A 25,015-nucleotide genomic window follows, 5' to 3' on the forward strand; every position below is an offset into this window, starting at 1 on the left:
TCAGCTTCTCGGGCAGAAAATGGGCAGTGAACGGCCTGGGAAGCGATCAGCCGGACCGCCCAGAATCACCGGGTTGGCTCCCGGTGAGGAAGGCTGATCGATCATGAGTGAACGCCTGCGCGTCGCCGTGCTGGCGGGCGGGCCGTCCCCCGAGCACGAGGTCTCGCTGCAGTCGGCGCAGGCGGTGCTCGACACGTTGCCGAAGGACCGGTACGACACGATCCCCGTCATCATCGACCGGCACGGCAGATGGCCGCTGGACCTGCGCCGCGGCATCGCGGACGTGGTGTTCCCCGTGCTGCACGGCCCGTACGGCGAGGACGGCGTCATCCAGGGCCACCTGGAGACGCTGGGCCTGCCGTACGTGGGCTGCGGCGTGCTGGCCTCGGCCGTGGCGATGGACAAGAGCGCGATGCGCCGGGCGTTCCTCGCCGAGGACATCCCCGTCACGCCGCACGTCTGGTTCAGCGAGCACGACTGGCGCGCCACGACCGACCCGTGGAGCCTGGTGAAGCCGCTCGGCTGGCCGATGTACGTCAAGCCGGCGAACATGGGCTCATCCATCGGCATCTCCCGCGTCACCTCGGTCGAGGAGCTGCGGGCGGGGGTCGAGCTGGCCTTGACCTACGACCGGGTGGTCGTCGTCGAGCAGGGCGTCGTGGCACGCGAGCTGATCTGCGGCGTGCTCGGCGACCATGACACCCCCGAGGCCTCGGTGACCGGTGAGCTCAACGTCCACGGCGACTGGCTCGACTACGAGGCCAAATACCTCAGCCACTCGGAGATCGCCACTATTCCCGCGGCGCTGCCCGGCCGGGTGGCCGAGGAGGTGCGCGAGCTGGCCCTGCGCGCCTTCCGCGCGGTGGGCGGGTACGGGCTGTCCAGGGTGGACTTCCTCTACGAGGAGGAGACCTGCCGCCTGTACGTGCTGGAGATCAACACCATGCCCGGCTTCACCCCTCGATCCGTCTTCGCCAGGGCCTGGGAGGCCAGCGGGGTCCCGTACCCGGACCTGTTGGGCCGCCTCATCGACCTGGCGCTCGCCAGGAGCGGCTCATGATCCCGATGACACTGGCCGAGATCGCCCGGGTGCTGGGCGCCGGCCTGCACGACGTGCCGGATCCGCACGCGCTGGTGACGGCGCCGTCGGCGGTCGACTCGCGCGAGGTGCGGCCCGGCGGCCTGTTCGCCGCCACCGCGGGCGCCCGCGTGGACGGCCACGACTACGCGGCCGGCGCGGTGGCCGACGGCGCGGTGGCCGTGCTGGCCGCCCGCCCCGTCGGGGTGCCCGCGATCCTGGTGGAGGACGTGCAGTCGGCGCTCGGCGTGCTCGCCCGGCACGTGCTCGGCCGGCTCGATCCGACCGTGATCGCGCTGACCGGCTCCGTGGGCAAGACCACGACCAAGGACCTGCTCGCCCAGGTGCTCGAACCGCACGCGCCGACGATCTCCACCGACCGCTCGTTCAACAACGAGCTCGGGCTGCCGCTCACCGTGCTGCGCGCCGACGCCGGCACCCGGTACCTGGTGCTGGAGATGGGCGCGGGCACGAAGGGCGACCTGACGTACCTGACCGGGATCGCCCCGCCCGACCTGAGCCTGGTGCTCAACGTCGGCGCCGCGCACGTCTCGCGCATGGGCGGCGGGCTGGCGGACGTGGCCGCCGCCAAGGGCGAGCTGGTCGAGGCCCTTCCGCCGGACGGGTACGCGCTGCTCAACGCCGACGATCCGTACGTCGTCGGCATGGTGCCGCGCACCAGAGCCCGGATCGTGCTGTACGGACGGTCGCCGGGGGCCGCCGTACGAGCCGAGAGGGTGGCGCTGGACGAGGCGGGCAGGGCCGCGTTCGACCTGGTCACGCCGTCGGGGCGGGCCAGGGTCCGGCTCGGCCTCGTCGGCGCGCACCAGGTGGCCAACGCGCTCGGCGCCGCCGCGGCGGCCGTCACGCTCGGGCTGCCCGCCGACGGGATCGCCGCCGGGCTGAGCGCGGCCGGCCGGCGCTCGCCGGGGCGGTTCGAGATCAGCGAGCGCCCGGACGGCGTGACGGTCGTCGACGACGCCTACAACGCCAACCCGGAGTCGATGCGGGCCGGGCTGCACGCGTTCAAGGCGCTGGCCGGCAGCCGCCGCACGGTCGCGATCCTCGGCGGGATGGGGCAGCAGGCCGACGCCTCGCGCGCCCGGCACGCCCAGGTGGGGCGGCTCGTGGCCGAGTTGGGCATCGACGTGCTGATCGCCGTGGGCGAGGAGGACGTGCCGGCCATGGCGCGGGAAGCGCGGTTGTCCGGGCCCGGTGTCACCGTGCACCTGAGCGAGGACGTGACGGGAGCGATCACGCTGGCCAAGGAGCTGATCGAGCCCGGGGACGTGGTGTTCGTCAAGGCGTCCAGCGAGTACGGCCTGGGCGCCTGCGCCCGCGCGCTGCGCTGACTCAGCGCTCTCCCAGGGCGAGCCCGGCTGCCGCCTCCGCGTGCAGCCGGGCGCTCGGCAGCACCGGGATCGCGGTGTCCTTGTCGCTGATCAGCAGCTCGATCTCGGTGCAGCCGAGTATCACGCCCTCGGCCCCGGAGGCCGCCAGCTCGGCGACGATCTCCACGTAGGCCTCCTTCGAGGACGGCCGGAGCACGCCGCGCACCAGCTCCTCGAAGATCACCCGATGCACCAGCTCGCGCCGTTCCCGGCCGGGCACGATCACCTCGAAGCCGTACGCGGCCAGCCGGTCGCGCAGGAACGGCTCCTCCATGGTGAACCGGGTGCCCAGCAGCCCGACCCTGCGCCAGCCCCTGGAGACGACCTCCGCGCCCACGGCGTCGGCGATGTGCAGCACGGGCACGCCGGTGCCGCGCGCCACCTCGTCGCACACGCGGTTGAAGGTGTTGCTGCAGATGAGCAGCAGGTCGGCGCCCATGCGCTCCAGCCTGCCGCCCGCGTCGGCCAGCATCGTGCCCACCTCGTCCCAGCGGCCGGCGAAGATGAGGTCCTCGACCGTCGTGTAGTCGACGGACCAGATCAGGCTGTTGGCGGAGTGGCTGCCGCCGAGCCGTTCGCGTACCCGCTGGTTGATGATCTGGTAGTAGATGATCGTCGATTCCCAGCTCAGCCCGCCGATCAGCCCGATAGTGCGCATGGCGGCAGGCTAGAGGGGGCGCCTGCCCATTGGGCAGGCCGAAAAGTGTCCAGTTTCCGCTGATCCGCCGCCCGGGCTAGCCCGGCTGTCCCGCCGTCGCCCGCTCGCCCGCGCGGCGGGTGGCGGCCAGGTAGAGCAGGCACACCGCGGCGAGCGCCGCGCTCACGCCGAGCGCGACCGGCGCTCCCACAGGGAGCAGCAGCCCGCCGAGCGCCGTCCCCAGGGCGATGCCGAGGTAGAGGGCGGAGCCGTTCAGCCCCACGACCACGGCGGTCTCCTGGGGGGCGGCGGAGATCAGCCGCAGTTGTTGCGCCGGTGTCTGGAACCAGGTGCTCGCGCCCCAGGCCGCCATCAGCAGCGCGGCGATGGGGAGCAGGTGCGGCCCCGTGCCGGTGGCCAGGGTGAAGGCGCCCAGGGTGAGGGCGAGCGCCGCGTACCCCACGGCCAGCACCCGGACGGGCCCGTACCGGTCGGCGGCGCTGCCCGCGACCAGGTTGGCGGCGAAGGCGCCCGCGCCGTACAGGAAGAGCAGCCACATCTCGGACGCCGGCGTGGCTCCCAGCGTGTGCAGGAGCGGAACGGCGTAGGCGTACAGGCCGTAGCTGGCCATCATGCCGAGCGTGGTCAGCGGCAGCACCGCGACGACGCCCGGGCGGCGCAGGGCGTCGAGCCGGGCGCGCAGGGGGACGCTCGGGCTGCCGGGCAGGGCGGGCAGGACGGCGATCACGCCGGCGGCGCAGATCACGCAGAGCGCGGCGACGAGCCCGAGCGCGACCCGCCAGTTCAACGTCCTGTCGGCCAGGTTGCCCAGCGGCACGCCCAGCGCGGTGGCGACGGTCAGCCCGCCGACCACCACGGCCAGCGCGCGGGCCCGTTGTCCCGGCGCGGCCATGGAGGCGGCGACGGCCCCGGCGTTCGGGGTGAACGCGGCGGCCCCGGCGGCGGCCAGCACCCGGGTGACCATCAGCACCGGGTAGCTGGGCGCCAGCGCGGACCCGAGGTTGGCCAGCGCGAGCACGACCAGCGCGGTGGCCAGCAGGGCCCGGCGCGGCACCCGCGCCGTGAACGTGGCCAGCACGGGTGAGAGCACCGCGTACGCGACGGCGAACACGGTGGCCGACTGCCCGGCGGTGCTCTCGGAGACCTCTAACGACCTGGCCATCGCGGGCAGGAACCCGGCCACCACGTACGCGTCGGTGCCGACGGCGAACGTGCCGAGCCCCAGCACCAGGATCCTGACCGGGATACGAGACATCCTCATTCCTGTCCTGAGTAGACCGCCGGACGGCGGGGAGGGGCCGGGTCAGCCGCGCATGCGCGCGTAGTTGCGACGGGTGCGCTCACCCGAGGAGGCGGAGTCCGCCATGAGATCGGCGATCGTCCGCGCGGCCAGTTCCCGCCGCCAGGCCAGCTCGGCCCGCCGCATCGCCATGGAGATCCCGCAGGGGCGGCGGAACCGCCCGCCCTCCGCGCCGGCGCCGCGCTGCCGGATCTCGACGCAGCGGAACGCCTCCGCGGCCCCTTCCAGCGCGGTCACCACGTCCATCATCGTGATCTGCTCCGGCGGCCTGGCCAGCGAGAAGCCGCCCCTGGCGCCGGGGGCCGAGTCGAGGATCCCGGCCCTGGTGAGGGCCTGGAGCCGCTTCTTCAGGTACTCCTGTGGGAGGTCGAACCAGGCGGCGAGTTTGCGGATCGACACCGGCCCCTCGTCCCTGAGCCAGCCCAGGGTCACGCAGCAGTGCAACCCCCACTCGACTCCTTCACCCATCTGCACAAACCGGGATAATACACGTCCCGAATAGACCGCGCGTCGTCACGGATGTGAGACCACTCTCGGGTTAGGGTGCATAACGGTAAGTAGTCGAGAGGTGGGGGCAAAGATGGCTCAGAACGATGGCATCCAGAATGTCGTGAGCTCGATCAACGACTTTCTCCAGCAGGCCGTCGACCGTCAGGACGTGCCGCAGGACATCCGCGACCGGGCCGAGCGCCTGAGGGCGAACCTGTCGCAGCTGTCCGGCGGATCGGCCATGTCGATCTAGCCGATCACGGTCCGGAAGGCGGCGGCCTTCGCCCACGTGCGGGCGGGCCGCCGTCTCGCATGTCAGCCGGACCGCGGGGCGGAGACCGGGGAGACCGTGCCGCCGGGGTCGAGCTCGAAGGTCTGGCCGTCCTCGGGGAAGACGATGTTCGGCCGGTCGGAGCCCGTGACCTCCTCGCCCAGGTGCGTGGGGAAGAGCGTGAGGCCGGGGTGGTCGTCGGCGATCCGCTCCACGTCGTCCAGGCCCATGTGCCCGGCCTTCGAGGTGAGGAAGGACGCGTCCAGCGCGAGGGCGGAGCTCGTGCGGGCGAGCCGCTCGACCGAGGGGCACAGGACGGTGTCGCCGGTGTAGCCGAAGACGGCGCCGGCGGTGTCGGTGACGGAGTAACCGAGCGCGATCGGGGTGGTGTGCTCCACGGGCAGGGCCCGGATGCGGTAACCCTCCCCGGACCACTCCCCGCCCTCCTGGCCGAACTCGACGAAACGCGGGTGGAGGTTGGGCCGCACCTGCTCCCAGACGCCCGGATAGCTGATCTCGAACAGGTGGGCCACGCGCTCGGCGAACCCGGTCGGGCCGATGAGGACCAGCTCGCGCTCCCGCTTGCGCAGCAGGCCCTGCTCCATGAGCAGGAAGATGACGTCGAAGAAGTGGTCGGCGTGGAAATGGGTGATGAGGCAGAGGTCGATCGCGGTCAGGTCGATCCGCGAGCGGCGCATCGCCTTGACGGAGCCGTTCGGTGTGTCGATGAGGAGCCTGTGGTCCAGCAGCGCGGAGGCGCTCATGCGGTCGTGGAAGATGGATCCGGTGCCGACGAAGTGAATCCGCATTTCCAACCCCTATAGCTTAATGTGACGGATATATTACACAGAGTAGTTGTTCTAGGGGTGGGAGAATCATGACCGTTGTGGTGAGGTCCGCGTCACTGGCGGTGGCCATGGTGCTGCTCGACCCCGCCGCCGCCCAGGCCGCACACGCCGACCGCGCCGCCTACGCCGGCGCCCACGCCGCACACGCCGACGCGCACGCCGACCGTGCTGGGGATGTGGTCGTGGTCGCGCCGGATCCTGGCGATCGGGTCGGCTTGGCGGCGCTGGTGGAGCTGACCGTGCGGCGGCTGCTGCTGGCCGATGAGGTGGCGGCGGCCAAGCTCGGCGACGGTCGCCCGATCACCGATCCCGTACGCGAGCGGCGCCTGCTCGGCGCGGTCGCCGACCTGGCGGCCCGGGCCGGGCTGGCGCCGGAGGCCGGGGTGCGGTTCTTCCGGGCGCAGATCGAGGCGGGCAAGATGGTCCAGCGCGGGCTGCACGCGCGCTGGCGGGCGCATCCGGAGCTGCGTCCCGGGCGGCGCCCCGACCTGGCGGCCGAAGTGCGCCCGCGGCTCGACCGGCTCACGCCGCCGCTGCTGCGCCTGCTCAAGCAGACCGAGCCGGTACGCGCGTCCGCCGGCCGTTGCCGGGCCGGGCTGGCCGCGGCGCTGCTCGCCGTCGGGACGCGTACCGTCCTCGACCGGCTGCACCGCGACGCCCTCGACGCGGCCCTCGCCCCGCTCTGCTCTCCCGGTCAGGCCGAGCGCGTCACCTGATGCCGGGTCCGGGGCGCGGAACACCACGGCCCTGTCCCGCTCGCGGCGACCCGCGCACAGCTCGGCGGCCTTCGGGTGGCCGGGCGCCCGCGACCGGAGGCGTAGGGGCGCGTCGGCACGGGCAGCGGGATGACCACGGCCGTGGAAGCCGCGACGGGCGCCGGCTCAGCGACTGGTGCGGGCTCCGCGTCCGCGAGCTCTGCGGTGGGTACGGGCTCGGCGAGCGCCGGCTGGGCGAGTGCGGGTGCGGGCTCAGCGGGTGCGGGTGCGGGCTCAGCGAGTGCCGTTGCGGTGAGGGCCGGCTGAGCGGGGGCCGGTCCGGTGGGGACCGGTTCGGTGGCGTCGGGTTTTCGGGAGCCGGCGAGAGGAGGCAGCAGCGCGTCCTCCAGCAGTTGCATGAGCATCAGACCGATCAGTGCCGCCACCGGGATGGCCAATGCCGCGAGGATGATCGTCACCTCCTGCTGTGGCGCCGGGCGGCCGCTCGGATGTGGACCGCCTCGTTACACGTTCCGCCAACGAGCGCCCCCTACCGCACCAGAACCGGACTAAACGGGCCTGATGGACTCGGTGCGCAAGTCAGGAGAGGTTGCAGGTGGCCGAGGGGTACCACGCCTGCTCCGGCGGCACACCCACGGCGTTCGCGTAGCCCGGGTACTTCCACGCGCACACCGCCGACACCGTGACCTCCGTGCCGTCCGCGCACTTCAGGGTGGCCCAACTGGCGCCGTACGTCATCGTGTGCCCCTGCGCCTTGCAGTACGCGCCGACGTCGTTCCACGTGACCGTGCCCGTGCTGGGCTGGAGCGACGGCTTGGGGGAGGACGGCGGGCCGGTGGTGCTCTTGCTCGCGGGCGACCTGCTGGCGGTGGGCTTGGGCGTCGTCCGAGGTTTCCTGGTCGGGGTGGTGGGGCTGGTGCCCGGCGTCGAGTCCTGGTCGCGGGTGGGGGTCGCCGACTTGCGGGGCGTCTTCACCGGGGACGCCTGCGCGGGGCCGGTCGTCGCCTTGCCGGGCCTCGTCGTGGCGAGCAGCTCGTACGCGGTGGGCGCGGGCGAGGGGGTGGACGCCGGAGCCGACGGCGGGACCGAGGTGGCCGGCGCCAGGGCCGCCTGCCGCTGGGCGGTGGCGGGCGCCAGGGCGTACACGCCGATGCCCACACCGGCGGCGACGATCATGGCCGCACTCGCCGAGGCGACGGCGAACATACGACGGCGAGCGGGCCTCCCGGCGAGGGCCTCCTGGGTGGCGACGTGCCCGTTCGTGGAGTGTCCGGCGAAGGCGCCTCCCACGGGGCCGTCGGCGGCGGCCTGCCAGGTCGGGGTGGGCAGGGCGCGCAGGCGCTCGACCACCTGGGCCGCGGTGGGCCGCCGCGTCTGGTCCTTGGCCAGGCACTCCTCCAGCAGCCGCCGCAGCCGCCCGTCCACCCCGCCCAGATCCGGCTCGCTGTTCAGCACCGAATGCAGGGCCGCGGGGATGGAGTCGCCGGGGAAGGCCCGCCGCCCGGTGGCCGCGTAGTACATGGTCGCGGCCCAGGCGAACAGGTCGGCGGCCGGCCCCACGTCCTCGTCGGCGATCTGCTCGGGCGCCATGTACGCGGGGCTCCCGATGGGCTGGCTGCTGGCCACCGACTGGCTCACGTCCAGGGCCTTGGCGATGCCGAAGTCGATCACCACGGGCCCGTCGGGCCCCAGCAGCACGTTGCCCGGCTTGAAGTCCCTGTGCACCACCCCGGCCGCGTGGATCGCGGCCAGCGCCGTCGCGGTGTTGATCGCCAGCCGCTGCAGCGCCGCCGCGCCGCGCGGCCCGCTCTCCCTGACCGAGTCCTGCAGCGAGGGCCCGTGCACGTACTCACTGACGATGTACGGCCGGGCCCCCACGAACCCGGAGTCGAGCAGCTGCGCCGTGCAGAACGGCGCCACCCGCTTGGCCGTCTGCACCTCCCGCAGGAACCGGATCCTGGCCGCGTCGTCGGCGATGAGATGCGAGTGCAGCAGCTTGACCGCGACGAGCACGCCGCCAGGGCCGCGGCCCGTGTAGACCACGCCCTGCCCGCCCGACCCGAGCCGGCCCTCCAGGCGGTACGGGCCGACCTCGACGGGGTCTTCGGGGAGCAGGCTCATGGGCTCGGGCACGGGTTCTCCTCGACGTCGTGCTCGGCGGGGCTCAGGACGGTACGCCGGGGATCGGCCGGCCCGGCGGGAGGTGGGCGACCAGCCCCTCGGCGGCCGCGGACATCATGAACACGAAGAAGTCCTCCTGGGTGTGCGCGGGGATGCCGGCGGTGGCCCGCCGCAGGAGCTCCGAGCCGGCCATCACCCTCATGGCCTCGTCGACGGCCGGGGTGCCGAGCAGGCTCGTCCGCCACTGCTCGGCCACGCTGGCGCCGATGGCCATGGTGGCCATCGCGGAGGAGAGCGCGACGGCGGCGGCAGGCTCGTATCCGCGCCGGCCCAGGGCGATGATCTGGTGCTCCAGCAGCCGCAGGCCGGACGGCCCGCGCGGGAACAGCCGCTGCATGTACTCGGCCGTCCCGGGGTGGCTGAGCGTGAAGCGCCGCAACTGCACGGCGAAGCCGGCGAGGTGCGCGGCGGTGGGCTCGGCGGGGTCGTCGACCAGCGTCAGCTTGCCCAGGATCGCCTCGCCGACCAGCCGCTCCAGCTCCGACCGGCCGGTCACGTGGCGGTAGAGCGCCGCGGTGGTGACGCCGAGCGCGTCGGCGACGCCCTGCATGCTGAGCTGGTCGAGGCCGATGCGGGTGCCGGCCTCGACCACGTCACCAAGCGTGAAGCTGGCCGTGCGCCCGCCGGTCTTCATGGGTGAGCCCCCTAAGTTACGGTGCCTAACTTAGAAGAATGATCAGCCCTCGCGCAAGGAGTCAGGAGCCCCGCCGCTGGACCGGCCACCCACCCGGCGCCCCCGCGCGGGAGCGCCGGCCGCGCCACCACCGCAGCGCTCGGCCCGCCTGAGTGAAAGTTTCACGTGAAGCTGTGGCATGAGAGACATGCCCGCTATGCTCGCGGCACGCATCGATGCCGATCACTGGGCCACGGCGGAAGGTGACCATGAGCGAGGCGTCCCCCGAGCGGATCTGGACCCATCAGGACCCTGATTACCTGCCTCCGGAGATCGACACCAGCAAACCCAGCATCGCCCGCGTCTACGACGCGTTCCTGGGCGGCAAGGACAACTTCGCGGTCGACCGGGCCATCGCGACGGAGGGCATGAAGCACTTCCCCGACGGCGGCGGCGGCGCGCGCAACAACCGCGCGATGTTGTTCAGGGGCGTGAAGTTCATGACGGAGCAGGGCATCGACCAGTTCCTCGATGTCGGCTCCGGCCTGCCCACGATGGACAACACCCACTCCGTCGCCCAGCGCATCAACCCGGACGCCCGCGTCGTCTACGTCGACAACGATCCCATCGTGCTGGCCCACGCCCGGGCGCTGCTGCAGACCAACGACAACACCCGGGTCATCACCGCCGACATGCGCGAGCCCGAGGCCATCTTCGAGCACCCGAAGGTGCGCGGCTTCCTGGACTTCTCCCGCCCGATCGGCCTGCTGCTGGTGGCTGTGGTGCACCACCTCGGCGACGACGAAGGCCCGGCGGAGCTGGTGGACACCTACAAGTCCCGCCTGGCCTCCGGCAGCTACCTCCAGCTCACGCACTTCTGCTCGTGCGCGCCCGAGGTGCGGGCGCTGGAAGGGGTCCTGCTGTCGATGCTGGGCACCGGCAGGGCCCGCGACCTGAAGGAGATCACCCGCTTCTTCGACGGCCTCGACCTGGTCGAGCCGGGCGTGGTGCACCTGCCGGAGTGGCGTCCGGACGAGCCCGTCAGGCAGCCTCTCGACCTGGCCGGCAACTGCATCGCGGGCGGCGTGGGCCGCAAGCCCTGACCCGCGAGCCCTGACCACGCGGGCTCATCAGTCGCGGGTCCTGACCCGCGGGGCTCACCATTCGAGCCGCAACGCGAGCGGCCCCCGGTGGTCGAGCGTGCCGCGGTACTCGATCCGCTGGTCCGGCACGAGCCGCAGCCCGGGCAGGCGCTCGGCGAGCAGGCGCAGCGAGATCTCGGCCTGCCGGCGCGCCAGGCCGGCCCCGGGGCAGTAGTGGGGGCCCTGCCCGAAGACCACGTTGGCGTGCGGGGGCCGGGTGATGTCGAACGTCTCGGCCCGCTCGAAGGCGTCCTCGTCCCGGTTGGCGGAGGCCAGGCAGAGGGCGAACTCGGTGCCCGCGGGGAATTCCCGCCCCCCGACCTCGGCGTCGGCGGTCGACACCCGCAGGAAGATGTGCGTCGGGGTGTCGTAGCGGGCGATCTCCTCGGCGGCGTTCGGCGCGAGGTCGGGCCGCTCGCACAGCAGCCGCCACTGGTCCGGCCGGGAGAGGAGCTGGAGCAGGCCGTTGCCGAGCAGCGCCGAGGTGGTGATGTGACCCGGCAGGGCGACGCCCAGGACCAGGCCGACCAGCTCGGCCATCTCCTCGAAGGACAGCGGCCCGTCGCCCGGGGCGAACGCGGCCAGGTAGGAGCTGATCACGTCGTCGCGGGGCGCGGCGCGGCGCTCGTTCACGTACCGCTCGATGAGCCGCTGGAAGCGCACCCACGCCCGGGCGCACGCGAGCTGCTCCTCCTCGGAGGCGAACCGGTGCCCCATCGAGACGGCCGCCGCGGCCCGGCTGTCGTCCCCGAACGCCGTGCTGTCCTCCTCCGCGAACCCGACGAGCCTGGCGATCACGTCCACGGGCAGCCGGTTGGCGTACCCGGCCATGAACTCGACGCCGCCGTCCTTGGCGAAGCCGTCGATGAGCTGGGAGGCGCGTTCGGTGACGTACGGCTCGATCGCGGCGACCCGTTCGGGGGTGAGCGCCGCGGCCGCGGGCGCCCGCCGCCGCCGGTGCTCCTCGCCGTCCATCGTGATGTACGAGCCCCGGTTGGGAAAGCCCTTCTCCAGCTCCGCGATGAGCGCCGGAGGGAACGGCGCGTACGGCCGCAGGGTGTTGGCCGAGGAGAACCGGCTGCCGTCACGCAGGATCCGGCGTACGTCGGCCATCTTCGTCACCACCCAGGCCCCCATCACCGGGGAGTAGAACAGCGGCTCCTCCCGGCGGGCCCGCGCGTAGAAGGGGTAGGGATCGGCGTGGTGCTCGTGGAGCGGTTCGTACAGGTCACCCAGCGACATGCCCATCACCTTCGCCTGGAAGCCCGGAACGGAAGCCGGGAAGCCTGAACAGCTTGGAGGTCGGGAAGCCTGAACAGCTTGAAAGTCCGGAAGATGGCAATTGCCCTGACTATAACCCGGCGCCGGTTACCGTGGCGTATGACCAGCGAGACCCCCGAGGCCCGGCGGCACCGCCGCGAGCAGCTCCGCGACTTCCTGCGCGCCTGCCGGGCGCGGCTCACCCCCGGCGACGTCGGCATGGCGGACGCGGGCCGGCGCAGGACCCCGGGGCTGCGGCGCGAGGAGGTGGCCGTGCTGGCCGGGGTCGGCGTGTCCTGGTACACGTGGCTGGAGCAGGGCCGCGACATCAACGTCTCGGCCGAGGTGCTCGACGCGATCGGCCGGGCCCTGCGGCTGACCGAGCCGGAGCGCGCCCACCTGTACCTGCTGGCCGGCCTCAACCCGCCGCGTCCCGGCGGCGGGCCCCGCGCCGAGGTCACCCCGGAGCTGCGGCGGCTGCTCGACGCGTGGGCGCCGCGACCGGCGATCCTGCGGGACAGCCGCTGGAACCTGCTGGCGATCAACGAGGGGACGCGGGCGGTGTTCGGCTACGACGACACCGATCACAACTGCCTGGTCTCGTTCTTCACCAACGCCCGCTACCGAGGCATGCACGTGCAGTGGGACGCGGTCGCGCCCGCCGTGGTCGCCGCCTTCCGCGCCGACGCGGGGCACGCGCCCGGCGATCCCGAGTTCGACCGGCTGGTGGCCGACCTCGGCGCGGTGAGCCCCGAGTTCGCCGAGCTCTGGGCCCGCCACGAGGTGGGCGCCGCCGTCCAGGCGGTGAAGGCGGTGCGCCACCCCGCGGCGGGCGACCTGTTCTTCGAGATGACGACCCTGACCGTGGCCGACCGGCCCGACTGGCACCTGGAGCTGTACAACCCGCGGCCCGGGACCGAGGAGCGCCTGTCCAAGGTGGTGGTGTCGGACCCAGGCTGAGCACGCACTGTTTCGCCCGCGAGCCGGTCGGCAGGCTGGGTGCCATGACGAAGACACGTTTCGACGGCAAGATCGCGCTCATCACCGGCGGCACGAGCGGCATGGGCCTGGCCGCCGCCCGCAGGTTGCTCGCCGAGGGCGCGCAGGTGGTCATCACCGGCAGGGACAAGGCCCGCCTGGACACCGCGCTGGACGACCTGGGCGGCGGTGACCGCGTGCTCGCCGTCCAGGGCGACGTGGCGGACCTGGCCGGGCTGGACACGCTGACCGCCGCGATCCGCGACCGGTACGGGCGGCTGGACGTGGTGTTCGCCAACGCGGGCGTCGCCTCGTTCGGCGAGGTCACCGAGGCCGAGTTCGACCGCGTCGTGAACATCAACTTCAAGGGGGTGTTCTTCACCGTCCACAAGACGCTGCCGCTGCTCGCCGACGGCGCCGCGATCGTGATCAACGCCTCGTGGACGCTGCACCGCGGCCTGCCCGGCGCCTCGATCTACGCGGCGACCAAGGCGGCGGTGCACAACCTGGCGCACACGCTCGCGGCCGACCTGGCGCCCAGGGGCATCCGGGTCAACTCGGTCAGCCCCGGCTACATCGAGACCCCGATGTTCCACGACAACATCTCCGCAGAGGCCGAGGCCGCCGTGCTCGCCGCGGTGCCCGCAGGTCGCCTGGGCACCGCCGAGGACGTGGCGGGCGCGGTCGCCTTCCTCGCCTCGGACGAGGCCTCCTACGTCAACGGGCAGGACCTGGTCATCGACGGCGGCCTGGTCGCCACCGCCTCCGGGCTCACGGGCTGACCCTCGCCCGCGCGCGGATCACGCGGCGGCCCAGCTCCTGGGCGGGCAGCTCGACGAACCGGTAGGCCAGGGTGGCCACGGCGACGACCACGGCCCCCAGCACCAGCGACCAGGTGACCCGCCCGGCCGGTGAGACCTCGCCCGGGTACGGCACCAGCCGCCGCAGCACCTGCACCGCCAGGGGATGCAGCAGGTAGACGGAGTAGCTGATCAGCCCGAGCCGTACCAGGAGGGCGGACGGCCGCCGCAGCAGGCGGAAGGCCGCGAAGGTCAGCCAGGCCGCCGCCACGGCCGCCGACCAGCTCCACCGGAACGCCAGCGCCCGCTCGTCGGACATCCCCCAGCCGGGGCCGAACCAGAGCGCGGCCCCGACGCACACGACGGGCACCAGCCCCACCGCCCACCTCGCGCCTCGGTGGAGCTGCCCCTGGTCCAGCCGGCGCAGCGCGGTCCCGGCGAACATGGTGGCCACGATGGCCAGGCTTTGCCAGGCCCCGATCCGGCTGTTGGCGCCGAGCAGCACGACGGCGAGCACGGCCAGGGCGGCGGCGCCGCACAGGCGTACGCGGTGGCCGCCGCTGAGGACCGCGGCGAGCCCGGCCACCAGGACGGCGGTCACCACCAGCACGACGGTGCCGACCCCGAGGCCCCGCGACACCGCGCCGGCCGGCAGCAGCCCGCCCGCGAGCACGGCCGCCATCAGCACGACGAGGGTGCCGGTGGTGCGCGGCCGGCGCGGCGCGACGACGAAGATCGCCGTCACCAGCAGGTAGAACACCATCTCGTAGGAGAGCGTCCAGAACACGTTGACGACGCTGACCACCTGGAGGAAGTCCTGCAACATGGTCAGGTGGGCCAGGCCGGCCACGGCCGGTTGCTCGCCGAGCTGGGCGGGCAGCTCCGAGTACACCCGCAGGAGGCCGAACCCGGTCCCGGCCGCCGCCGCGACGATCAGCAGGGGGTAGAGGCGGAACGCCCGGCCGATCCAGAACCCGGTGACGCTGCCGCGCCGCTCCAGCGAGGCCGGCACCACATAGCCGCTGACCAGGAAGAACACCATGACGCCGTACTGCCCGAAGTCGAACCACGGGCTGACGGTCGCGCGGACCTCGGGGAAGAGGGGGTCGAGCAGGTGCTCGAAGAGCACGGCGAGCACGGCCAGGCCGCGCAGGGCGTCCAGCCAGGTCTGCCTGCGCGACGGCGGAGGCGGCTGCGTACGGACGCCGTCCCGCGGCCCGCCGTCGCCCTTCAGGGCTGCCAGGTTGATAGACACCCGGTCACGTTAGGGGGTCAACCTGAGCGAATGCTCAGAACAAGTCCAGGTCAGGCGGCTTCTTGTCTTGCACGAAACCTATGGTGAATATTCCTTTCCGCGGGATGTCCCGACCCTGTCGCCCTGCCTAACCTCCGTAGTGAGGGGGAGGTGTCGTCATGAAGATCGTGGTGATCGGTGGGACCGGGCTGATCGGCTCGAAACTGGTGGCCTGGCTGGAGGAGCAGGGGCACGAGGCGGTGCCGGCCTCGCCGAGGACCGGCGTGAACACCCTCACGGGAGAGGGGCTGGCCGAGGCGCTGGCGGGCACGCAGGTGGTGGTCGACGTGTCGAACTCGCCGTCCTTCGAGGCCGCCGAGGTGCTGAGGTTCTTCGAGACCTCCACCGGCAACCTGCTCACGGCCGAGGCGGCGGAGGGCGTCGGCCATCACGTCGCGCTGTCGGTGGTGGGCACGGGGCGCACGCCCACCAACGACTATTTCGCGGCGAAGCGGGTGCAGGAGCAGCTCATCGAGAAGTCGGGCATCCCGTTCTCGATCGTGCACGCCACGCAGTTCTTCGAGTTCGTCCGCGGCATCGCCGACGAGTCCGCCCAGGACGGCCAGGTATGCATCGCGCCGGTCCTGTTCCAGCCCATCGCGGGCGACGACGTGGCCGAGGCGGTCGGCCGGGTCGCGGTGGGGACGCCGCTCAACGGCGGGGTCGAGGTGGCCGGGCCCGAGCAGTACCGGATGGACGAGTTCTTCCGCGAGGCGCTGGCCGCCTCCGGAGACCCGCGCGAGGTGGTCACCGATCCGCACGCGCGCTACTTCGGGACCGAGGTGAGCGAGCGGGCGCTGGTGCCGGGCGAGGGCGCCGCCCTCGGCCGGATCCGCTTCCAGGACTGGTCCGCCGACAGGCCCTGACCGCGGCAGGCTGGCATAATCACTTGGCGATCACTGACACCCAGTCGAAGTGGGGCCTCGTGAGCATCCGCCCGCAGGATCCGGCGAAGGTGGGGCCGTACCGGATCGCCGGCCGGCTCGGGGCCGGCGGCATGGGCGTCGTGTACGCGGGTGTGGACGCCGCCGGGCAGCGGGCCGCGGTCAAGCTGATCCACCACACCTACGCCGCCGATCCCGAGTTCAGGGTCAGGTTCCGGCGCGAGGTGGCGATGTTGCGCCGGGTCCGGGGCGCCTGCTGCGTACGGATCCTCGCGGCCGACGCCGAGGCCGAGCAGCCGTGGCTGGCGACGGAGTACATCGACGGGCGCACCCTGGACGAGCATGTCAGGGCGCACGGGCCGCTGGCCGGTGACGAGCTGTTCGGGCTCGCCGCCGGGCTCGCGGAGGCCCTGGTCGCCGTGCACGCCGCGCAGGTCGTGCACCGGGATCTCAAGGCCGCCAACGTGATGGTGTCACCCGCCGGCCCGAGGCTGGTGGACTTCGGGATCGCCCGCGCGCTCGACGGCACGTCCCTGACCGGCACCGGTCTCGTGATCGGCTCTCCCGGCTGGGTGAGCCCGGAGGAGTACGCGGGCGGCCCGACCGGCCCCGCCGCCGACGTGTACGGCTGGGCGCTGGTCGTCGTCTTCGCGGCGACCGGCAGGCTCCCGTACGGGGTGGGCCGGCCCGAGGTCCTCTCCTACCGCGTCATGAACGAGGCCGTCGACACGAGCGCGGTGCCGCACGAGCTGCGGCCGGCGATCGACGCGGCCCTGGCCAAGACGCCCGGCACGCGCCCCGCGATGGACCAGGTGCTCGCGGTGGTCGCCCGCGCCTGGCGCGACCGGCACGGCGAGGCCGCGGCCGCCACGTGGAACCCCGCGGCCGACGTCACGGCCCGCCTGGAGCGCGTCTGGTCCGTGCCCGCGCGGGACGCCGCCGCCTGGCCGCGGGAGACCCCGTCACCACGAGGCCGCTTACGGCGGCTCTCGCCGGTCGTCGCCGCGGTGACGGCTCTCGCCTGCACGGCGGCGATCCTGCTCAACCTCCCCTCGGACGCGGAGACCGGCACGTCCGCCGCACCGCCCTCGGACGCGAGGGCCGGCGCACCCTCCACCGGTTCGGCGATCGGCTCGCCATCGGCCACGCCGTCCGCTTCGCCGGCCACGCCGAGCGCGAGCCGCCCGGCCCCCGCCCCCAGCACGGCGGGCGCCCTGGCCGCCGCGCTCGACCTGTCGCTCGGCGTGACGCCCACCGCCGACTTCACCTTCGAGGGCGGTTTCACCCAGAGCAGCGCCGCCGCCGAGGCGAGAGGCCGCCTGCTGAGCGGCGACTCCAGGACGGAGGACGACTTCGCGATGGCGGTCGATCCGGCCGAGGAGCCCACCGGCCGCTACGTCGTCACGGACGGGCTGTTCTACCGCGACCGGCCGGGGGCCGCCGCCATGCGCCTGGAGGACCAGAAGCCGGAGGACGTGGACTGGTACGCGCTCATGGTCGCCGGCATGGCGGGCCCGTCCGTCATCCAGCAGGTCGTGCTGAACACCGCCGACCTCCGCGCCGACGGCCGTACCTACACCGGCGTCCTGCCCGCGGGCGAGACCGGCGGCCGGTTGCGCCGGCTGCTCGACTCCTGGCTGGGCGCGGACGTGAGCGAGGCCAGCGGCTCCTCCTACCTCAGCTACCGGCTCACGACGGACGCGGGCAACCGGCCGACGAGGTTCGTCCTCACCTGGAAGGTCCCGGTGAGCGGCAGCGGCGTCTACGAGTCGGTCTTCACGACCACCTACCGCGGCTGGCGGGCGAGCGAGAGGATCGCCAAGCCCGCCGGTTAGGCCTCGGCGGCGGCCTTCAGCTCGCGCAGCCATGCTTCGAGGCCCGCGCCGAGCACCGCGGTCGCGGTGGGGATGTCGGCCTCGACCTGCGCGCCCGTCCAGGTCTCCGCGGTGTGCACGCGGACGCCGCCCTTCACCTTGGTGAAGGTCCACAGGTGGATCCCCTCGTCGATGCGCAGCCCCTTGCCGATCGCGGGCCCGGTCCACAGGATGCACGAGCCGCGATCGAGCTGCCGGACGGTGGAGGTGATCTCCAGGGTGGTTTCGGGGGTCGTGGGCGTGGCGGGCGCCGGAGTGGTCCAGCGGAACCGCGAGCCCGTGCGCAGGGCGCCGTGGTCGAGCCGCTTCGCGGTCAGGACGGGGGACTGCCACTCCGTCCAGCGTTCGACGTCGGTCTGCAGCTTGAAGACCTTGCTCAGCGGCGCCTTGATCACGATGTCGGACTGGTAGCGGATGCGGGCGCCGGGGTCCACGCCCTGACCGCGGCACTGCTGGGGAGCGGTGGTGGCCTGCGCGGGCGTGACCGTGCCGGCGAGCAGGCCGGCGACGGCGAGCGAGACCGTGACCGCGGCGGTGCGCACTCGGGCGTTCGACATGGTGTTCTCCTGCGAGTTAGAGGATCTTGCGACAGTTAGAAGGTATAACGGCATGAGCGGGATGGTCAAGCTGAAGCGTGATAGGTTCTAACCAACGCTTGAAGCCGTAGCGGTGTGGAGGGGTGAGGGGCGTGGCGGACACCGATGCGAAGGCCCCGCGCGAGCGTTACCGCACCCAGGTGCGCGGCGAGATCAAGCAGCACGCCTGGGAGCAGATCGCCTCGGCCGGTGCGTCGGCGCTCTCCCTCAACGCGATCGCCAAGCGCATGGGCATGAGCGGCCCCGCGCTCTACCGGTACTTCGCGGGCCGCGACGACCTGCTCACCGAGCTCATCACCGACGCCTACCGCAGCCTCGCCGACACCTTCCGCACAGCCGCCGGCGCCGGCCCCGACCTGGCCGCGCTGGCGCACGCCCTGCGCGGCTGGGCCCTGGAGGACCCGCAGCGTTACTTCCTCATCTACGGCACGCCGGTGCCCGGCTACCGCGCGCCCGACGACGTCACCCTCATCGCCGACGAGATCATGACGACCCTGCTCGACGCCTGCGCCGCGCTGCCCCCGGACGGCACGGCGACGCCGTTCGACGGGCACCTCGAAGAGCGCCGGCAGTGGGCGGGAGAGCATCCCGCCCCGCCCGCGGTCCTGCGCCGCGCCCTGACCTTCTGGACCCGCATGCACGGCGTGCTGTCGCTGGAGCTCGCCGGCCACTTCACCGGGATGCGCTTCGACGCCGCGCTGTTCTTCGAGTCCGAGCTGCGAGAGCTGCTGAGTTCCGAAACGTGATTCCGGCTAGCGGGTGAGGCGCAGGCCGTCGATGAGCAGGCCGACCAGGCGGCGCGCGTCGTAGCGGGGATCGTTGTCCGCGCCGATGCACAGGTTCCCGACGCCGCGCATGAGCTCGTACGCCTCCAGGTCCGGGCGGATCTCGCCGGCGTCGGCCGCGGCGGCCACGAGCCGGGCGCACACGGGCAGCAGCCGGTCGAGGAAGTAGGCGTGCAACTGCTGGAAGCCGGCCTCGTCCGACTGCAGCACGGCGGCGAGCCCGTGCTTGGTGACCAGGAAGTCGACGAACAGGTTGATCCACCGCCCCAGCGCCGCGTGCGGGGTCGGGCCGCTCTCCAGCAGGACGGGCCCTGCCTCGGCGCAGGCCTCGATCTGGTGCCGGTAGACGGCGATGATGAGATCCGCCCGGGTCGGGAAGTGGCGGTAGATCGTGGCCACCCCGACGCCCGCCCTGGCCGCGATGTCGCGGATCGGCGCCTCGACGCCTGAGGTCACGAAGACGGCCGCGGCGGCGTCGAGCAGTGTCCGCTCGTTGCGCCGGGCGTCCGCCCGCTTGCGCGGAGCCGCCCGCCCCGCGCCCCCGTCGTTGTCGTTCATGCGCCGCATCCTCCACTCCGGACTTGCTAAACGGAACACGGTTCCTTATCGTGGCTGCTACCGGAACCTCGTTCCGCTTATCCATGATGCCAGATCAGGGGGAAACACCGTCATGCAGTACCGCACCCTGGGCCGTACCGGCGTCCAGGTCAGCTCCCTCGCGCTCGGCGCGATGAACTTCGGCGCCATCGGCCGCACCACCCAGGACGAGGCCACCGCCATCGTCGACGCCGCCCTCGAGGCCGGGATCAACCTCATCGACACCGCCGACATGTACGGCGCGGGCGAGTCGGAGGAGATGGTCGGCAAGGCCATCGCCGGCCGTCGCGACGACGTCGTGCTGGCGACCAAGGCCGGCCTGCCGATGGGCCAGGACCGCAACCACCAGGGCGGCTCCCGCCGCTGGCTGCTCACCGAGCTCGACAACAGCCTGCGCCGCCTCGGCGTCGACCACGTCGACCTCTACCAGCTCCACCGCTGGGACCCGGCGACCGCGGACGAGGAGACGCTGTCGGCCCTGACCGACCTGCAACGCGCCGGCAAGATCCGCTACTTCGGCTCCTCCACCTTCCCCGCCTACCGCATCGTGCAGGCCCAGTGGGCCGCCAAGGAGCACCACCTCGGCCGGTACGTCACCGAGCAGCCCAGCTACTCGATCCTGCAACGCGGGATCGAGGCCCACGTCCTGCCCGTCGCCGAGCAGTACGGCCTCGGGGTGCTGGCGTGGAGCCCGCTGGCCTCGGGCTGGCTGACCGGCGCGGTCCGCGAGGGCAGGCAGATCGCCACCCACCGCTCGGCTTTCATGCCCGAGCGCTTCGACCTGTCCATCCCGCTCAACCGCGTCAGGCTCGACGCGGTCGAGCGGCTGGCGAAGGTGGCCGAGGCGGCCGGGCTGACGATGATCCAGCTCGCCCTCGGCTTCGTCACCGCCCACCCGGCCGTGACCAGCGCGCTCATCGGCCCCCGCACCCTGGGGCACCTGCGCTCCCAGCTCGCCGCCGCGGACACGGTGCTGCCCGCCGACGTCCTCGACGCCATCGACGAGATCGTCGCACCCGGCGTCGACCTGGCCCCGCACGAGAACTTCGACACCCCGCCCGCCCTGCTCGACGCAGCGCTGCGCCGCCGCTGAGCCTCGCACCGGAAGGACCAGGCCCATGCCGCACGACCCCGGCTTCGGCATCATGACCGCCCCCTCGCAGGTCGACTACCAGGACGTCCTGCGGGTCTGGCGCGAGGCCGACACGATTCCCGAGATCGAGCACGCGTGGCTGTTCGATCACCTCATGCCCATCCACGGCGACCCGGACGGCCCCACCCACGAGGGCTGGACGCTGCTGTCGGCCCTGGCCGCGCAGACCCGCCGGCTGCGCGTCGGCGTGCTCGTGACCAGCAACCGCTTCCGGCCGCCCGCGATGCTCGCCAAGATCGCCGCGACCGTCGACAGCGTCTCCGGCGGACGGCTCGACTTCGGCATCGGCGCCGGCTCCCGGCCGGGCCACCCGCTGGCCCGCCGCGAGTACGACGCGCACGGCCTGCCGTACCACGACGCCGCCCACGCCGTCGCCGCCCTCGCCGAGGCCTGCACGGTGATCAGGCGGTTGTGGACCGAGACCGAGCCGTTCGACTTCCAGGGCGACCACGTGCGGGTCACCGGGGCGTTCTGCAACCCCAAGCCCGTCCAGCGGCCGCATCCGCCGATCGTCATCGGCGGGCGCGCCGCCTCGACCCTGCGGGTGGCCGCCGAGCACGCCGACGTCTGGAACGTTCCCGGCGGCGACCTCGACGACGTCGTGCGCCGCGGCACGATGCTGGACCGCTACTGCGCCGAGCTCGGCCGCGACCCCGCCTCGATCGTGCGCTCGATCCACGTGCCGGTCTCGTACGAGCAGCCCGCCCGCACCCGGGAAGCCATCGCGCAGTCGCTCGACGCCGGTTTCAGTCACATCGTGCTCGGGCTGCCGGCGCCGTTCCCCCAGGGCGTCGCCCGGTGGGTCGCCGGCGAGCTCATCGCCAGATCATGACGCGCCCGGCGGCGTGCCCGGCCGGCGCCGGCCGCCCGCCGTGCCTCCGGGCCGCCTACGCGTCGTGGCAGCAGGAGAGGCGAGCCCTGCCCAGCTCGGCGGGCTCGTTCCACCAGTAGGCCGCGGTGCTCGCGTGCGCGGGCACAGGCTCCCTGACCCTGCCGGAGGGCACGAGGGCGGGCTGGTCGGTGGCGGTGGCGGACGGGTACGGCGCGAGTAGCCGCTCGACGGTATGGTGCCTGCCGCCGACGAGGACGGCCGTGACGTTGGCGGCGTCCTCGATGCGGGCGAGCGGGTCGCCGTCGACGATGGCCAGGTCGGCGTACATGCCCCTGCCGATCCTGCCCAGCGGCTGGCCGAGGAACTCGCCGGACACGCTGGTCGCGGCGGTGAGCGTCTCCAGCGGGGTGAGGCCGTGCCTCACCATCGCCCGCAGGTTCATGTGCAGGCTGACCGCGACGTGGTCGATGGGCGCGTCGGTGCCGACCGTGACCACGCCGCCGCCCCGGATCATCGCCGCGAGCTGGGCGACCTGGTTGGCCAGGTTCCGCAGCGTGACCTGGATCGCCGCCGGGTCGGCGTTCTGGGCGGTGGCGACCGTGGCCCTGAGCGCGGCCATCCGCCAGTTCGGGTAGAGGCGCAGGACGCGTTCGTCGGAGGCCAGCGAGCTGTCCTCCCGGTAGAGGGCGGTGGAGTTGAACAGGGTGGGCGTCCTGGCCATCTTCGAGGCGTTGAACATGGCGATGACGTCCGAGTAGGCGGTGCCGACGTTCGTGACCGTGCGCGAGTAGCCGAACCGGCTGGTGGCGCCGACGTGCTCGGTCTGGTCGCCGCCCATGGCGATGGCCGGGTAGTGGTAGTGCGAGGTGACCGGCCTGCCCTGGCGGTGCGCCCGGTCGATGACCTCCCGGTGCCAGGCGACCGGCAGCCGCACGTAGCACTTCATCAGGTCGTAGTCGAGGTCGGCCGCCCGCTCCAGCTCCAGCCGCAACTGGTCATGGGTGAACGTCGGCCGCATGAAGTTGTAGTAGATGCGCGGCCCGTCGACGGCCTCGCCGGTGCCCAGGTAACGCGGCGCGAGCCGGGCGCCCGACTGCACCGACTCCCGCTCCTCGACCATGTGGTACGCGGGGGAGCCCGGTGAACGGGTCGTGGTGATGCCGAGGGCCAGCCAGAGCGGGCCCTGCCGCGAGCCGTAGGCGTAGCCCTGCATCTCGCGGTGGTGATGGATGTCGATCAGGCCCGGCATGACGAACCTGTCGCTCGCGTCGACCAGGGTGCCGGGGCGGCCGTCCCGGTGCGGCTCGACGGCGGTGATGCGCTGGCCCCGGACGATGATGTCGACGTCACGGGCGACGGTGGCGGACACGCCGTCCCACATGCGGCCGGCGTGCACCACGACCTGCTCGGGGCCGGGGTCGTTGCGCCAGGTCAGGCGGTGCGGGACGGTGCGGGCGGACCCGCCGGCCACGCGTACGCTCCGCAGCCGCCCGCCGTTCAGGTAGAGGAGCGTGGCCGAGTCGCCCGCCCAGACGGGCGCGTCGGACACCTCGCGGGTGACCTGGCGGGCGCGGCCGGTGGGGCGGCCGGCGCCGTCCACGGGCAGCACCCAGATCAGCGACTCCATGGCGAAGGCGAGCATGCTGCCGTCCGGTGACCAGACGGGGCCGTCGTCGCCCCGGGTCTGCAGGGAGCGGTGCGGCGCGGGATCGACGTACGTGCCCGCGCCCGTGGCCCGGTCCACGAGCAGGATCTTGGACAGTCCCTCGCGGTAGCGCCGCGAGTACGGCACGACGGCGGCCAGCGCGATCGTCCTGCCGTCGGGCGACCAGGTCGGCCGGCCCGGCTCGAAGGTGGCGTTGAAGACCTTCTGGAGGTCGCCGGTGGCGACGTCCAGGACCCACAGGCCGCCGTCCTGGTCCAGGTAGGCGATCTCCCTGCCGTCGGGCGACCACCTGACGGACAGGGCGGCGGAGTCGGTCAGCCGGGTCAGTTGCCGGTCCTCGCCCGTGGCCAGGTCGCGGACCCAGATGTTCAGCGTCCCCGTGCGGTCGGTGACGAACGCCAGGCTCCGCCCGTCAGGGGAGAAATCCGGGTCGGCCTTCCACCAGCGGTCGCGGAAGAGCGGCCGGGGGGTGCCGCCGATCCGCATCAGGTAGATGTCGTTGAGCGCGCGGAACGCCACCGTGGACCCGTCCGGGGACACGGCCGGGCTGCCGATCCCGACGACGGGGAACGAGCCGGGCGCGTCGAACACGCGGGCCTTCTTCCGGTACTTCGGGGTCGTGGTGGTCAGCGCGGCGGTGAAGCCGACCGTGCCGGCGGAGGCGGAGCCGAGGCGGCGGGTCCTGATGGCGCCGGCCGAGGTGTAGAAGTAGCGCCCGTCCGGGACGAACCTGGCCGGGAACGGGAAGACCTCCTCACCCGTGACGAGGGGGCCGGCGGTGCTCGCCAGCTCGTTCAGGCCCGCGCGGAACAGGTGGTAGGCGAGGTCGGTCCCGTTCGGCAGCCAGGACGGCTGGTGGATGACCTGGCCCGCGGGGACGGTCACCGCGGTGCTGCGCGCGCCGGTGGCGACCTCGACGACGTCGATCCTGGTGTCGGCGACGACGAAGGCGATCCTGGCGCCGTCGGGTGACCAGGCGGGCTCGTACTCCTCGCTGGGCGTGTCCGTGAGGGCGCGCGAGGCTCCGGTGGCGACGTCGAGCAGGTGGATGCCGTAGCTGCCGCCGACGTCGGAGGAGTAGGCGACGGTGCGGCCGTCCGGGCTGTGGCGGGGCTCGCGGTGGTCGAACGGGCCCTTGGTCAGCTGCCTGATCCCGGAGCCGTCGGGCCGGATCGTCCACAGGTTGAAGACGCCGTCGCGGTACGACTGGAAGACGAGGGCGGAGCCGTCCGGGGACCAGTCGGGCTGGGCGATGTCGTACAGATCGCTGGTGAGACGCCGGGCGGTGCCGCCCGAGGCGGAGCAGATCCACAACACCCCGAGCAGGTCGATGGCCAGCCGGCGGCCGTCGGGCGAGGGCGCGACGGCGAAGTCGGTGCCGGTCGCGACGGAGGTCCTGCCTGCCGCGCCGGCCCTGGCAGGGGAGGCCGCGACGGGGCCGATCGCGGCGGTCAGGGCGGCACCGGCGCCGCCTGCCAGGACGGCCCGGCGGGTCGGGCGGGACAGCGAGCCGGTCGAGCCAGGAGCGTCAGGTGACATCGGGGCTTCCCTCCACCCACGCGATCGTCGGGAGATCGCGCTTGACACGGATCTTCGTCTACGCAGTGCA

23 protein-coding genes are annotated in these 25,015 nt (G+C 73.0%); 12 read left to right on the forward strand and 11 right to left on the reverse strand.

Translation table 11 applies throughout. The features are described from left to right. Positions 1 to 103: 103 nt before the first annotated feature. On the forward strand, positions 104 to 1,060 hold the full coding sequence (locus HD597_RS53630; RefSeq protein WP_253755650.1) for a D-alanine--D-alanine ligase family protein: 957 nt from the start codon (positions 104 to 106) through the stop codon (positions 1,058 to 1,060). Next, positions 1,057 to 2,430 carry a UDP-N-acetylmuramoyl-tripeptide--D-alanyl-D-alanine ligase gene (locus HD597_RS53635; protein ID WP_253755652.1) on the forward strand — a complete coding sequence of 458 codons (1,374 nt, stop codon included), beginning with the start codon at positions 1,057 to 1,059 and terminating at the stop codon, positions 2,428 to 2,430. The genes HD597_RS53630 and HD597_RS53635 overlap by 4 nt, the downstream gene beginning before the upstream one ends. A gap of 1 nt (position 2,431) precedes the next feature. Here HD597_RS53635 and HD597_RS53640 read toward each other — a convergent pair whose 3' ends face one another. The 3 genes from HD597_RS53640 to HD597_RS53650 all read right to left on the reverse strand — a co-directional run bounded on the left by HD597_RS53640 (position 2,432) and on the right by HD597_RS53650 (position 4,895). Then, a complete protein-coding gene (locus HD597_RS53640; protein WP_253755654.1) occupies positions 2,432 to 3,127 on the reverse strand; it encodes an aspartate/glutamate racemase family protein in 696 nt (231 codons plus the stop codon). Positions 3,128 to 3,203: 76 nt separating this feature from the next. Further along, positions 3,204 to 4,382, reverse strand: coding sequence for an MFS transporter (locus HD597_RS53645; protein WP_253755656.1), 1,179 nt, complete (start codon positions 4,380 to 4,382; stop codon positions 3,204 to 3,206). A 48-nt stretch (positions 4,383 to 4,430) separates the two neighbouring features. Then, positions 4,431 to 4,895: an RrF2 family transcriptional regulator gene (locus HD597_RS53650; RefSeq protein WP_253759860.1), complete on the reverse strand. Its 465-nt coding sequence runs from the start codon at positions 4,893 to 4,895 to the stop codon at positions 4,431 to 4,433. A gap of 112 nt (positions 4,896 to 5,007) precedes the next feature. Between HD597_RS53650 and HD597_RS53655 the strand changes: the two genes are divergently transcribed. Further along, entirely contained in the window at positions 5,008 to 5,169 is a 162-nt protein-coding gene (locus tag HD597_RS53655) for a hypothetical protein (protein ID WP_253755657.1), read from the forward strand. Positions 5,170 to 5,231: 62 nt separating this feature from the next. Here the strand turns inward: HD597_RS53655 and HD597_RS53660 are convergent, their stop codons facing one another. Beyond that, on the reverse strand, positions 5,232 to 5,996 hold the full coding sequence (locus HD597_RS53660) for an MBL fold metallo-hydrolase (RefSeq protein ID WP_253755659.1): 765 nt from the start codon (positions 5,994 to 5,996) through the stop codon (positions 5,232 to 5,234). Positions 5,997 to 6,064: 68 nt separating this feature from the next. Here HD597_RS53660 and aroQ point away from each other — a divergent pair, with 68 nt between their 5' ends. Beyond that, on the forward strand, positions 6,065 to 6,751 hold the full coding sequence (gene aroQ / locus HD597_RS53665) for a gamma subclass chorismate mutase AroQ (protein WP_253755661.1): 687 nt from the start codon (positions 6,065 to 6,067) through the stop codon (positions 6,749 to 6,751). Between the two features lie 579 nt (positions 6,752 to 7,330). Here the strand turns inward: aroQ and HD597_RS53670 are convergent. Together HD597_RS53670 and HD597_RS53675 are read right to left on the reverse strand one after the other, a co-directional pair. Further along, entirely contained in the window at positions 7,331 to 8,884 is a 1,554-nt protein-coding gene (locus HD597_RS53670) for a serine/threonine protein kinase (RefSeq protein ID WP_253755663.1), read from the reverse strand. Between the two features lie 31 nt (positions 8,885 to 8,915). Beyond that, on the reverse strand, positions 8,916 to 9,566 hold the full coding sequence (locus tag HD597_RS53675) for a TetR/AcrR family transcriptional regulator (RefSeq protein ID WP_253755665.1): 651 nt from the start codon (positions 9,564 to 9,566) through the stop codon (positions 8,916 to 8,918). Between the two features lie 248 nt (positions 9,567 to 9,814). On the opposite strand from HD597_RS53675, the gene HD597_RS53680 reads away from it, so the two are divergent. Then, positions 9,815 to 10,648, forward strand: coding sequence for an SAM-dependent methyltransferase (locus tag HD597_RS53680; protein WP_253755668.1), 834 nt, complete (start codon positions 9,815 to 9,817; stop codon positions 10,646 to 10,648). A 54-nt stretch (positions 10,649 to 10,702) separates the two neighbouring features. Here the strand turns inward: HD597_RS53680 and HD597_RS53685 are convergent, their stop codons facing one another. Next, entirely contained in the window at positions 10,703 to 11,929 is a 1,227-nt protein-coding gene (locus HD597_RS53685) for a cytochrome P450 (RefSeq protein WP_253755670.1), read from the reverse strand. A gap of 138 nt (positions 11,930 to 12,067) precedes the next feature. Between HD597_RS53685 and HD597_RS53690 the strand changes: the two genes are divergently transcribed. Further along, the gene (locus HD597_RS53690) at positions 12,068 to 12,907 is read left to right on the forward strand and encodes a helix-turn-helix transcriptional regulator (RefSeq protein WP_253755672.1); all 840 of its coding nucleotides are present in this window, start codon (positions 12,068 to 12,070) and stop codon (positions 12,905 to 12,907) included. Positions 12,908 to 12,951: 44 nt separating this feature from the next. Next, a complete protein-coding gene (locus HD597_RS53695; RefSeq protein WP_253755674.1) occupies positions 12,952 to 13,707 on the forward strand; it encodes a glucose 1-dehydrogenase in 756 nt (251 codons plus the stop codon). Here the strand turns inward: HD597_RS53695 and HD597_RS53700 are convergent. Then, positions 13,697 to 14,980 (reverse strand): acyltransferase family protein, encoded by a 1,284-nt coding sequence (locus tag HD597_RS53700; RefSeq protein WP_253755676.1) that lies wholly within the window; start codon positions 14,978 to 14,980, stop codon positions 13,697 to 13,699. The two genes, HD597_RS53695 and HD597_RS53700, sit on opposite strands and share 11 nt — an antisense overlap. Positions 14,981 to 15,138: 158 nt before the next feature. Here HD597_RS53700 and HD597_RS53705 point away from each other — a divergent pair, with 158 nt between their 5' ends. Together HD597_RS53705 and HD597_RS53710 are read left to right on the forward strand one after the other, a co-directional pair. Continuing rightward, entirely contained in the window at positions 15,139 to 15,885 is a 747-nt protein-coding gene (locus tag HD597_RS53705; protein WP_253755678.1) for an SDR family oxidoreductase, read from the forward strand. Positions 15,886 to 15,908: 23 nt separating this feature from the next. Next, on the forward strand, positions 15,909 to 17,738 hold the full coding sequence (locus tag HD597_RS53710) for a serine/threonine protein kinase (RefSeq protein WP_253755680.1): 1,830 nt from the start codon (positions 15,909 to 15,911) through the stop codon (positions 17,736 to 17,738). Here HD597_RS53710 and HD597_RS53715 read toward each other — a convergent pair. Further along, positions 17,735 to 18,334 (reverse strand): SRPBCC family protein, encoded by a 600-nt coding sequence (locus HD597_RS53715; protein WP_253755682.1) that lies wholly within the window; start codon positions 18,332 to 18,334, stop codon positions 17,735 to 17,737. The two genes, HD597_RS53710 and HD597_RS53715, sit on opposite strands and share 4 nt — an antisense overlap. Before the next feature lie 131 nt (positions 18,335 to 18,465). On the opposite strand from HD597_RS53715, the gene HD597_RS66280 reads away from it, so the two are divergent. After that, positions 18,466 to 19,119 carry a TetR/AcrR family transcriptional regulator gene (locus HD597_RS66280; RefSeq protein ID WP_253755684.1) on the forward strand — a complete coding sequence of 218 codons (654 nt, stop codon included), beginning with the start codon at positions 18,466 to 18,468 and terminating at the stop codon, positions 19,117 to 19,119. 6 nt (positions 19,120 to 19,125) lie between these two features. Here the strand turns inward: HD597_RS66280 and HD597_RS53725 are convergent, their stop codons facing one another. Beyond that, a complete protein-coding gene (locus HD597_RS53725; protein ID WP_372513601.1) occupies positions 19,126 to 19,725 on the reverse strand; it encodes a TetR/AcrR family transcriptional regulator in 600 nt (199 codons plus the stop codon). A 103-nt stretch (positions 19,726 to 19,828) separates the two neighbouring features. On the opposite strand from HD597_RS53725, the gene HD597_RS53730 reads away from it, so the two are divergent. Continuing rightward, on the forward strand, positions 19,829 to 20,848 hold the full coding sequence (locus HD597_RS53730) for an aldo/keto reductase (RefSeq protein WP_253755688.1): 1,020 nt from the start codon (positions 19,829 to 19,831) through the stop codon (positions 20,846 to 20,848). A gap of 25 nt (positions 20,849 to 20,873) precedes the next feature. Beyond that, positions 20,874 to 21,740 (forward strand): LLM class flavin-dependent oxidoreductase, encoded by an 867-nt coding sequence (locus tag HD597_RS53735; protein WP_253755690.1) that lies wholly within the window; start codon positions 20,874 to 20,876, stop codon positions 21,738 to 21,740. A gap of 55 nt (positions 21,741 to 21,795) precedes the next feature. On the opposite strand, the gene HD597_RS53740 is transcribed toward HD597_RS53735, so the two are convergent. Further along, positions 21,796 to 24,945 (reverse strand): amidohydrolase family protein, encoded by a 3,150-nt coding sequence (locus tag HD597_RS53740; protein WP_253755692.1) that lies wholly within the window; start codon positions 24,943 to 24,945, stop codon positions 21,796 to 21,798. Positions 24,946 to 25,015: the final 70 nt, after the last annotated feature.

This window comes from Nonomuraea thailandensis (assembly GCF_024172165.1).
Classification (GTDB): Bacteria; Actinomycetota; Actinomycetes; order Streptosporangiales; family Streptosporangiaceae; genus Nonomuraea; species Nonomuraea thailandensis.

Coding starts and splice junctions, on each gene's coding strand:
- HD597_RS53630 (WP_253755650.1), top strand. CDS start 104: ATGAGTGAACGCCTGCGCGTCGCCGTGCTGGCGGGCGGGCCGTCCCCC.
- HD597_RS53635 (WP_253755652.1), top strand. CDS start 1,057: ATGATCCCGATGACACTGGCCGAGATCGCCCGGGTGCTGGGCGCCGGC.
- HD597_RS53640 (WP_253755654.1), bottom strand. CDS start 3,127: ATGCGCACTATCGGGCTGATCGGCGGGCTGAGCTGGGAATCGACGATC.
- HD597_RS53645 (WP_253755656.1), bottom strand. CDS start 4,382: ATGTCTCGTATCCCGGTCAGGATCCTGGTGCTGGGGCTCGGCACGTTC.
- HD597_RS53650 (WP_253759860.1), bottom strand. CDS start 4,895: ATGGGTGAAGGAGTCGAGTGGGGGTTGCACTGCTGCGTGACCCTGGGC.
- HD597_RS53655 (WP_253755657.1), top strand. CDS start 5,008: ATGGCTCAGAACGATGGCATCCAGAATGTCGTGAGCTCGATCAACGAC.
- HD597_RS53660 (WP_253755659.1), bottom strand. CDS start 5,996: ATGCGGATTCACTTCGTCGGCACCGGATCCATCTTCCACGACCGCATG.
- aroQ (WP_253755661.1), top strand. CDS start 6,065: ATGACCGTTGTGGTGAGGTCCGCGTCACTGGCGGTGGCCATGGTGCTG.
- HD597_RS53675 (WP_253755665.1), bottom strand. CDS start 9,566: ATGAAGACCGGCGGGCGCACGGCCAGCTTCACGCTTGGTGACGTGGTC.
- HD597_RS53680 (WP_253755668.1), top strand. CDS start 9,815: ATGAGCGAGGCGTCCCCCGAGCGGATCTGGACCCATCAGGACCCTGAT.
- HD597_RS53685 (WP_253755670.1), bottom strand. CDS start 11,929: ATGTCGCTGGGTGACCTGTACGAACCGCTCCACGAGCACCACGCCGAT.
- HD597_RS53690 (WP_253755672.1), top strand. CDS start 12,068: ATGACCAGCGAGACCCCCGAGGCCCGGCGGCACCGCCGCGAGCAGCTC.
- HD597_RS53695 (WP_253755674.1), top strand. CDS start 12,952: ATGACGAAGACACGTTTCGACGGCAAGATCGCGCTCATCACCGGCGGC.
- HD597_RS53705 (WP_253755678.1), top strand. CDS start 15,139: ATGAAGATCGTGGTGATCGGTGGGACCGGGCTGATCGGCTCGAAACTG.
- HD597_RS53715 (WP_253755682.1), bottom strand. CDS start 18,334: ATGTCGAACGCCCGAGTGCGCACCGCCGCGGTCACGGTCTCGCTCGCC.
- HD597_RS53725 (WP_372513601.1), bottom strand. CDS start 19,725: ATGCGGCGCATGAACGACAACGACGGGGGCGCGGGGCGGGCGGCTCCG.
- HD597_RS53730 (WP_253755688.1), top strand. CDS start 19,829: ATGCAGTACCGCACCCTGGGCCGTACCGGCGTCCAGGTCAGCTCCCTC.
- HD597_RS53735 (WP_253755690.1), top strand. CDS start 20,874: ATGCCGCACGACCCCGGCTTCGGCATCATGACCGCCCCCTCGCAGGTC.
- HD597_RS53740 (WP_253755692.1), bottom strand. CDS start 24,945: ATGTCACCTGACGCTCCTGGCTCGACCGGCTCGCTGTCCCGCCCGACC.